The organism is Thiorhodospira sibirica ATCC 700588 (genome assembly GCF_000227725.2).
GTDB lineage: Bacteria > Pseudomonadota > Gammaproteobacteria > Ectothiorhodospirales > Ectothiorhodospiraceae > Thiorhodospira > Thiorhodospira sibirica.
This window is the reverse complement of the sequence record NZ_MU255056.1, coordinates 26,516-34,961: the sequence shown is the minus strand read 5'-3', so window position 1 is coordinate 34,961 and position 8,446 is coordinate 26,516. Positions and strand designations below refer to the sequence as shown.

Annotated in this window: 6 protein-coding genes and 2 pseudogenes; 3 read left to right on the top strand and 5 right to left on the bottom strand. The window is 58.9% G+C overall.

Annotated features, from left to right (window positions below):
- Positions 1 to 64 precede the first annotated feature (64 nt).
- Both THISIDRAFT_RS00370 and THISIDRAFT_RS00365 read right to left on the bottom strand, forming a co-directional pair.
- Complete coding sequence (locus THISIDRAFT_RS00370) at positions 65 to 712, bottom strand: magnesium transporter MgtE N-terminal domain-containing protein (RefSeq protein ID WP_217159322.1); 648 nt, start codon at positions 710 to 712, stop codon at positions 65 to 67.
- Between the two features lie 1,016 nt (positions 713 to 1,728).
- A complete protein-coding gene (locus THISIDRAFT_RS00365; protein WP_246585292.1) occupies positions 1,729 to 3,030 on the bottom strand; it encodes an ISNCY family transposase in 1,302 nt (433 codons plus the stop codon).
- A gap of 348 nt (positions 3,031 to 3,378) precedes the next feature.
- Between THISIDRAFT_RS00365 and THISIDRAFT_RS00360 the strand changes: the two are divergent.
- From THISIDRAFT_RS00360 to THISIDRAFT_RS00350, 3 genes and pseudogenes are all read left to right on the top strand, one after another.
- Positions 3,379 to 4,194: pseudogene (locus tag THISIDRAFT_RS00360) on the top strand (SulP family inorganic anion transporter); the annotation flags it as partial.
- A 227-nt stretch (positions 4,195 to 4,421) separates the two neighbouring features.
- Entirely contained in the window at positions 4,422 to 4,568 is a 147-nt protein-coding gene (locus tag THISIDRAFT_RS15215; protein ID WP_083824677.1) for an antA/AntB antirepressor family protein, read from the top strand.
- A 240-nt stretch (positions 4,569 to 4,808) separates the two neighbouring features.
- On the top strand, positions 4,809 to 6,266 hold the full coding sequence (locus tag THISIDRAFT_RS00350; RefSeq protein WP_006788763.1) for a glycosyltransferase family 39 protein: 1,458 nt from the start codon (positions 4,809 to 4,811) through the stop codon (positions 6,264 to 6,266).
- Here the strand turns inward: THISIDRAFT_RS00350 and miaA are convergent.
- The 3 genes and pseudogenes from miaA to THISIDRAFT_RS00335 all read right to left on the bottom strand — a co-directional run.
- Entirely contained in the window at positions 6,237 to 7,184 is a 948-nt protein-coding gene (gene miaA, locus THISIDRAFT_RS00345) for a tRNA (adenosine(37)-N6)-dimethylallyltransferase MiaA (RefSeq protein ID WP_006788762.1), read from the bottom strand. The two genes, THISIDRAFT_RS00350 and miaA, sit on opposite strands and share 30 nt — an antisense overlap.
- Entirely contained in the window at positions 7,181 to 8,167 is a 987-nt protein-coding gene (dusB, locus tag THISIDRAFT_RS00340; RefSeq protein WP_040853353.1) for a tRNA dihydrouridine synthase DusB, read from the bottom strand. Before dusB ends, miaA begins: the two co-directional genes overlap by 4 nt.
- A 35-nt stretch (positions 8,168 to 8,202) precedes the next feature.
- Positions 8,203 to 8,446 (bottom strand): annotated as a pseudogene (locus tag THISIDRAFT_RS00335) (transposase); the annotation flags it as partial.

Here is an 8,446-nt window from a genome sequence, read left to right as displayed (position 1 = left end):
ATGATGAAAAAAGTGTCCACCACAGCGTCGACCAGGCCAAGGCAAAACAGACCGCCAAGCCAACCTACAAACCGGCGCCGGACCACCCTTGGAGAGGTCGGGGCAACATCACTCCGGCACCAGCCCAAACACCATAACCACGCATTCTACGGGGGACACTTCTGCTTTGCACAAAAGGGGACTTTTCTGAATTGGGTTGACAATCAAGAACTGTTTTTAGCTCCTTATCGGGCGCCGTGCTGCGAATATGTGCCAGGGCCTCGGCAACCGTCATCTCTGGCGAGACATGGACGTAATCCGAGGTACTCACCGAGCCCACCGTGCCTTCCGGGTAAGCGGCCAGCTTAAGGATGTCATCGCGCTCGACTTTCGCCAGGGCGGGCAGCAGCTTCTCCTTGGCTTCCTCGCTCAGGCGGTTGTAAAGATCGGCACGGTCATCAGACGGCATCCACTCAAACAGTTGCGCCACCGCCTCACGGGGCATGGCCCACAGCAAGATGTCCTGGCGTAACTCTGGAAAATGCGTAAACAGCTCGGCGCGGGCCTGAAGATTGAGCGTCATTAGCAGCGCGAGAGTTTCTTTGGTGCTCAGAATATCCAGCGCCTCGACCAGATCAGACGGCGGTGTATGCTTGACGATATGCGCAAATGCAGCGGCATCCAGCGAGCGGGACAGTGTGCGAACAGAAAACAAAAGTTCTTCGCGGTTCATGATGATACTAGGTGTAAGCTCCTTCTTTAAATTCAGATGCGGGGGTATCCGCACAGCCATGTATGGCAGATACATACCAACCCGACCGGCGTCGCTCAGTGTGTCCTGGGGAGGCAACAGCAGCGCCTGACGCGACAAGCGGCGCACGAAACAGCGCGCAGCGATGCAGCGTACCAGCAACGATCGTGATGAATCGTAAAGAAAGGATGTGCAGCATGGGCATGTTCCTCGCCGGCCTCCACAGGGCCGCAGGCATGCCCGATCAGTCAGACCGTGGACAGGCCCCGACGCCCGAAGGTCGGTAATAGGGTAAAAAGATTCAGCGTGTTTAAACAGCAAGATCGACTAGGGTCTGGGTCCATGGGGGTCTCCTGGGGTTGATACCATGCCTACGGACTTAAACACATCAAGTGTTCAAGATTCCGAGGCGCCAAATGCTTGCAGGGCAGCCTTCGCCCGGCCAACGCACCAAAATGCGGGGCAAGGCAAAACCGCCACGGCGGTGGCGCATATTTTAAGGTTACATGGGGAAACAGCTGAAAAGCGCCGAAAATCGGCGGCTTGATGCCGCTACCCGCCAAATCGGCAAGGCAGTGGCGAGAGGCTAACTCGTGATTACCTTGCCTGTGGGTTGTCGATGTACGATCGACGACAAGAACTATCCACAGTCAAATGAACTCCGAAGTTGGAACGGGCGAAATGATAGACCGCTATATAATTCATTAAAATACCCAAGCCGGAAAATATTCACCCAAGGCGTCATGTCCTCACCACGCCCAGTCATGACTCGCGTGCGCAACTGTGGATGCATTTGGTGCCATCCGCTGCCGATGTCTCCTGCCAGCATTTAAGGCTTTCGATGATTCCTCCCAGGGCTTGTCTTTAAACAGGTCCAGGGCATTCTGGCCTTTATCATACGGCGGTAGATGGCAAGGTATCACGCGGTAGTATTGTCAACCCAATTCAGAAAAGTCCCCTTTTGTGCAAAGCAGAAGTGTCCCCCGTAGAATGCGTGGTTATGGTGTTTGGGCTGGTGCCGGAGTGATGTTGCCCCGACCTCTCCAAGGGTGGTCCGGCGCCGGTTTGTAGGTTGGCTTGGCGGTCTGTTTTGCCTTGGCCTGGTCGACGCTGTGGTGGACACTTTTTTCATCATCCAGCGGTGTGGGCGGTTCGCCCTCAGCCAACAGACGGTAAGGCATGATGTGCCCCTGGTGCAGGAGGGTGATGGTGCCGTCGAAGGCCTCGCAGACGGTGAGGGTGGCACCCCGCAGGCGGTAGCCCTTGCCCTGTCCCTGAAGCTGATATTCCCGGTTCTTGAACTGGAAGCAAAGGTTCTTGGAGAGCTTACGGGTATGGTGCAGGCAAAGGATGAGGGCCTGCTCCTCGGGGCTGTGCAGCACCGGTCGGTGGGCATCCTGGGGGCTTTGTGGCTCGACGGCGAAGCGGGCGTTGAAGTCGGCCATGAAGGTGGGGAGGAAGGCGTTGGCGGCGTCGATGTCCGAGATCTCACGCAGGCGCAGCTCCTTGACCAAACGGTCTTGCAGGGTCTGGTTGGCCCGCTCCACCCGCCCCTTGGCCTGAGGCGTGTTGGCATGAATGACGGCGATGTCGAGGGTCTTGAGGGCGCGGGAAAACTGGGTCAGCTCCCCGTCGTGCTCAGGATGATTGACACGGAAGATGCTGTGTTTGTCTGAGTAGAGGGCCACCGGACGTCCGTGCTGATCCAGGTATTGCTGTAGGGTCTCCATGTAGGCCTGGGTGGTTTCGGCGGGCACGAAGCGCAGGGCCATCAGGCGCCCTGTGGCGTCGTCGATGAACACCATGAGGGTACAGCGCGGGCCGCGCACCTCAAACCAGTCATGGGGCGAGCCGTCGATTTGAATGAGCTCCCCCAGGCAGGGGCGGCGTGGACGGCGCTGATGAATGCGGGCTTGCTTGCGTTGCTTGGGCTGCCATAGCCCATCGGCCACCATCCACTGGCGCAGGGTCTCGACCGAGAGATGATGACCATGGCGCTCGGCCAGCTTTTCGCAGGCCAGGGTGGGGCCAAAGTCGGTGTAGTGCGTCTTGACCAAGGCGAGCACCTCCTGGCGTACTGTCTCGGCAATGGCGTTATTGGGACGTCGGCCACGGTGGCCACTGCGTAGCCCTGTCGCCCCATGCTCACGATAGCGGCGAACCAGGCGCTTGACCTGGCGCACGCTCAACCCCAGGCGCTGGGCCGCCTCGGCCTGCCGCAGATGCTTGTTCGCCACCGCCTGAATCATCTCTAGTCGGTCAATTTCTTTGTGACTCATCGTAATGTGCTCCTTCGTCATGCGTGCCCCTCCCGCTTAAATATAAAGGGGACATTTTAGAATTGGACGAAGGGGACATTACTGCTTTGGGCTAACACCCGCAAAGCAGACGCTTGATAAATACTGGCCAAACAAGGAAAATATAGCCCCTTAATTGGCCCATTGACGCAAAAAAGTGACTTATTTCCTCCTCCCTTCCCGGTTAACGCCACCTTAGCGGATTATTTCGCCCGCCGTTTGCAAGGCGCTCTTGCAGTTCCAGCGGGTGCAGATTCCTGCGCTTTACGTCCAAATCACTGCTTGCCTGTGCATCGCCTCCGGCGTACGGGTGCCGTCTTTTTATTTTTTCCAGACAAGGCTGTTTTTTCTATGAGATTGCCCCTTAAACGCATTCAGCAAGAATGGTTTTCCAATATTCGTGGCGATATGCTGGCCGGCCTTGTGGTTGCGCTGGCGCTGATTCCTGAGGCCATCGCTTTTTCCATTATCGCCGGTGTTGATCCCAAGGTGGGCTTGTACGCCTCCTTTTGTATCGCGGTGGTGATTGCTTTTACCGGTGCTCGTCCTGGGATGATTTCGGCGGCAACGGCGGCCATGGCGCTGTTGATGATCACACTGGTCAAGGAACACGGCCTGGAGTATCTGCTGGCCGCCATGCTGCTTACCGGGGTGTTGCAAATCCTTGCGGGCTATCTGAAGGTTGGCCAGCTCTTGCGCTTTGTTTCCAACTCGGTGATGACCGGCTTTGTCAATGCCTTGGCCATCCTTATCTTTCTCGCACAACTCCCGGAACTGACAAACGTCACATGGCATGTTTATGCCATGACCGCGCTGGGGCTGGGGATTATTTATCTGTTTCCCTATGTGACCCGCAGCATTCCATCACCGCTGGTGACCATCGTGGTGCTGACCCTGCTTGCTTGGCTGCTACCACTGGATGTGCGCACGATCAGCGATATGGGCGCCTTGCCGGATACCCTGCCGGTGTTTTTGTGGCCGGATGTGCCGCTGAATCTGGAAACGCTGTGGATCATCCTGCCCTACGCTCTGGCCTTGACCGTGGTGGGGCTGCTGGAATCCATGCTGACGCAAAATATTGTGGATGATATGACCCGCACCCGCACTGATCGCAACCGTGAATGCAAGGGCCAGGGGATTGCCAACCTCTACTTTTCCGCTTCAGGAGCGTCGAAAACTCCTGTCATAACCGGGATAACCACGTCCGTCAGTCGTGGTTTTTTTGTGCCCGCCATCCATCCAAACTGGGTACATAACCCTGCCGTTGTGGCCGGGATGTTGCCGAATACAAGACCTGCAAGGGAAATCAGGCAAGCCGAGTTATGCCGGTTTTGAACATCCTGACCGTCCTCATCCGAGGGCGGTCAATGTCAGCACGAGGCCTACGTTAGGCCCTGGATAACCGGCGCCATTACAGCGACTGGATCAAGCAACGCATCCAGCGCTACGGCTTTTGCGAAGGCACCGATTATCCGGGTTTTTCACCAGTAATGCGCGAGAAGCCCCCGGCTTTAGCCGTGGGGAGGGATAGCGCCCGCTGAGGCGGCTTTTTTGTAGTGCTTTCATTGCTATATATAATACAGGCAAACATCCGAGTGCCCGAAAGAGCGCGAGAAATGGGCGCACTATCTGGGAGACCTTGCGTTGACTGATACCGCTAAAACCCTCATCAAGACCCTGAGCGTGCGGGTAAATGCCGCAAGGAACATTCTCGCGCTTGGGCACAAGCGTCTCGCCGGAGGAATCCCCCGGCTTTAGCCGTGGGGAGGGTGTCAAATCGGATGCCTTTGATCCTGCTGGCGGGGTTGGTGGTTTATTTTGGCGTGCAGTTAGGGGTGCGCGCTAGCGGTTCTGCGGTGCTGGATCTGGATGAAGCAGAACAGGTAGTGCTGGCGCAGTGGTGGCTGTGGGGGTATTCAGGGCAGCCGCCTTTGTATACCTGGGGGCAGGCGGTTTTTTTTGCGCTGTTTGGGGTGAATCTGTGGGCCTTGGCGCTGTACAAGCATCTGTTATTGCTGGCGATGTATCTGCTGTTTTACCGCCTGGCGGATGCGCTGTTGCAGGCGCGGCATCTGGCGCTGCTGGCAACGCTTTCGCTGCTATGGTTGCCGCAGGTGGTGTGGGAGGCGCAGCGTGATCTGAGTCATTCGGTGTTGGTCACCGTGCTGGCCTTGGCCAGTTTTTATGCGCTGGTGCGACTGCTGCAATCGCCGCCGCATCTGGGGCGCTATCTGCTGGTGGCGGTGTGTCTGCCCGCCGGGGTGTTGGCTAAATATAACTTTGTGCTGTTTGTGGCGGCCTTGGGTCTGGCGGTGTTGCTGCTTCCTGAAGGGCGGCGGGCGCTGTGGCATCCCTATAGCCTGCTGGCCGGTGGGCTGCTTGTGCTGTTGCTCTCGCCACATCTGCTGTGGCTGTGGCATAGCCCGGCCTTGGGGACGGCCTCGCTGGATAAATTGTGGTTTGATCAGGCGGCGGGCGGGTTGACCGGGCTGTGGAGCCTGTTGCTGGCCGTGGCGGGATTTTTGACGCCCTTATGGCTGGTGTTTGTGCTGTTTTGGGGGCGCGTGCTGGCGCAGACGGGCCGTATCCGTTTTGCCGCGCAGCCCTTGGGTGTGCGACTGCTGGCGTACTATGCCTTGAGTCTGTTGGTGCTGTGTGTGCTGTTGGTACTGCTGGCCGGGGTGACGCAGTTCAAGGAACGCTGGATGTTGCCATTGCTGGTGATATTGCCGCTGCTGGCTTTTGCGCAGTTGCGGGCGGTGCCAGTGGTGCGGTTGCGGCTGCGTGGTTTTTTGGGCGTGAGTGTGGGGGTTATGCTGGCGGTGGTGTTGGCGATGGCGGTGCGCGTACACGATCTGGGATCATTCGGCCCGGCGGCTGCGCGCTATCCCTTTGATACCGCCGCGCAGGAATTGGTCATGCGCGGGCTTGATCAGGGCTTGATTGTGGGGGAGCGGGCGCTGTGGGCGGGTAATTTGCACCTGCGCTTGCCGCAGAGCACGGCGATCTTTCCGGGCGTAAATCCAAAGGGGCTGGGGCCGCACACTTGGCCATCGGTGGTGTTGGTCTGGGATGCACACCGCAGCAGCACACCGCCCGCGCCACTGCTGGAGTATGCCGTCACGGTGTTGGGCCTTGATCTGGAGCAGGCCGTGGTACAGCAGCTGAGCCTCGGTGCGCCGAGGGCGCAGATGGGATTGTTATGGCCATCAGCCACGCTGTTCCAGCCAGGGCCGTAGCACGGCAAGAGCCTCGTTGGCATCACTGAGCGGGGTGATTCCCGGATAGCTGCGCAGCCAGGTTAGCTGGCGCTTGGCCAGTTGGCGGGTGGCGGTGATGGCGGTGCTTTCAAAGGTGTCTGCGTCGATGTCGCCGTCCAGATACTCCCAGGCCTGACGATAGCCCACGGCGCGCATGGCGGGCAGGTTTTTATGCAGATCGGGGCGTTGACGCAAGGCGCGCACCTCATCAACAAAGCCCTCGTTTAGCATCTGCCGGAAACGGCTGGCAATCGCGGCGCGCAGGCGCTCCCGACAGGGGGGCAACAGGGCCAGACGCAAGGTGCGATACGCCAGGCGCGAGACTTTATCGCCCTGTTGCAGACTGGATAAAGGGCGGCCGGTCAGCTCGTAGACCTCCAAGGCGCGTTGCAGGCGTTGCGGATCGTTGGGATGGATGCGCTGCGCGGCGATTGGATCAATCTGTTGCAAGCGTTGATGCAGCGCCTCCCAGCCTTGGGCCTGTGCCTGCGCCTCAAGCTTTTGGCGAATGTCCGGATCGGCCGGAGGCATCTCATCCAAGCCATATTCCAGGGCCTTGAAATACAGCATCGTGCCACCCACCAGCAGCGGAATACGCCCCCGTGCGGTGACGGCCTGCATGGCATTCAAGGCATCTTCGCAGAAACGCGCCGCTGAATAGGCATCAGCCGGGTCGATCAGGTCGATCAGATGATGCGGCACCTGAGCGCGAATATCAGCAGACGGCTTGGCGGTGCCGATGTCCATGCCCCGATAAACCAGCGCCGAATCCACGCTGATGATCTCACACGGCACATGCTGCGCCAAACTCAGCGCCAGTTGGGTTTTACCGCTGGCAGTGGGGCCAAGCACAAAAATCGCCGGTGGGCGGGGTTCCGTCTGTACGGTGTCACTCATGCTGATTCCACTGTCTGTAAAAACGCCGCCAATAGCGCCTGTTGTTGGCTCGCACAGCTAGCCGTCAGCAGATCGTGCTGCCACCTTGGGCTGGCCTGCAACTGTTGCACATAGCCTTTAAGATGCGCCCGCGCCTGTAAAACTCCTTTCTCTGGGCCATAAAACTGATGAATCGCCGCCAGATGGCGTTGCACAGTGTGGGCGATCTGCGCCCGATCCGGTGGGGGCATGTGTATTCCGGTGCGTAAGAAATGCGCGAGTTGCGCAAAAAACCAGGGCCTGCCGTGCGCCCCACGTCCGACCATCAGGCCAGCAGCGTCGGTGTGGTGCAGCATTGCCTGGGCATCGTGGGTGCTGCGGATGTCGCCATTGGCCATCACCGGAATACTCACCGCCGCCTTGACCGCGCCAATCGCGGCATGATTCACCGCCCCGTGATAGCCACATTGCAAGGTACGGCCATGCACACTCAACGCAGCAATCCCGCACTGCTGCGCCTGGCGCGCCACCGCCACCGCATTGATGCGCTGCGGATCAACCCCCAGACGAATTTTCAAGGTCACTGGCACCGTCACGGCATTGACTACCGCCTGCAACAGACGGGCAATATGCGCCTCATCGCCGAGCAAAGCCGCTCCCGCCGTGCGCTTTTGCACCTTGCGCACCGGACAACCCATATTGATGTCGATGATATCCACACCCTCCGCCACCAAACGCTGCGCCGCCAGCGCCATCTGTTGCGGATCTGCACCGAGCAACTGCGCACAATGCGGACGCGGTTCACCCGCATAAGCCCGGCGCAGACGGGATTTTTCCGTCTCCCACAGCTGCATATCCGCGCTGATCATCTCCGCCACCGCCAGACTGGCGCCAAACTCACGACACAGCCGACGAAAAGGCAGATCCGTCAAGCCGGCCATCGGCGCCAGAATCAACGCCGGCTCAAGCGGGTATGCACCGATGTGTAAAGGAGGTAGGGGCATCAGTTCTGTCGTCATCTTACCACCTATCAATTTACTCACGGGCACGAAAAGCCGGCAGCGGCAGGTCGTTTTGCAGACAGCGCATCAGGTAACGCAAGCCACGTGTGAACCACGAAACTAGGCTGCGGGCGAGCTTGCGGAAGCTCCAGAGGTTCGGATCGTCCTGTGCTTGGTTTTTTTTCGAGCGGGGTCGGAGGGTGGCACGCCTGTTCGCGCCCAATGCGCACACACCCATACATCGCCAAGGCCATGATCAACACCCGGCGTTCCAAACGATCC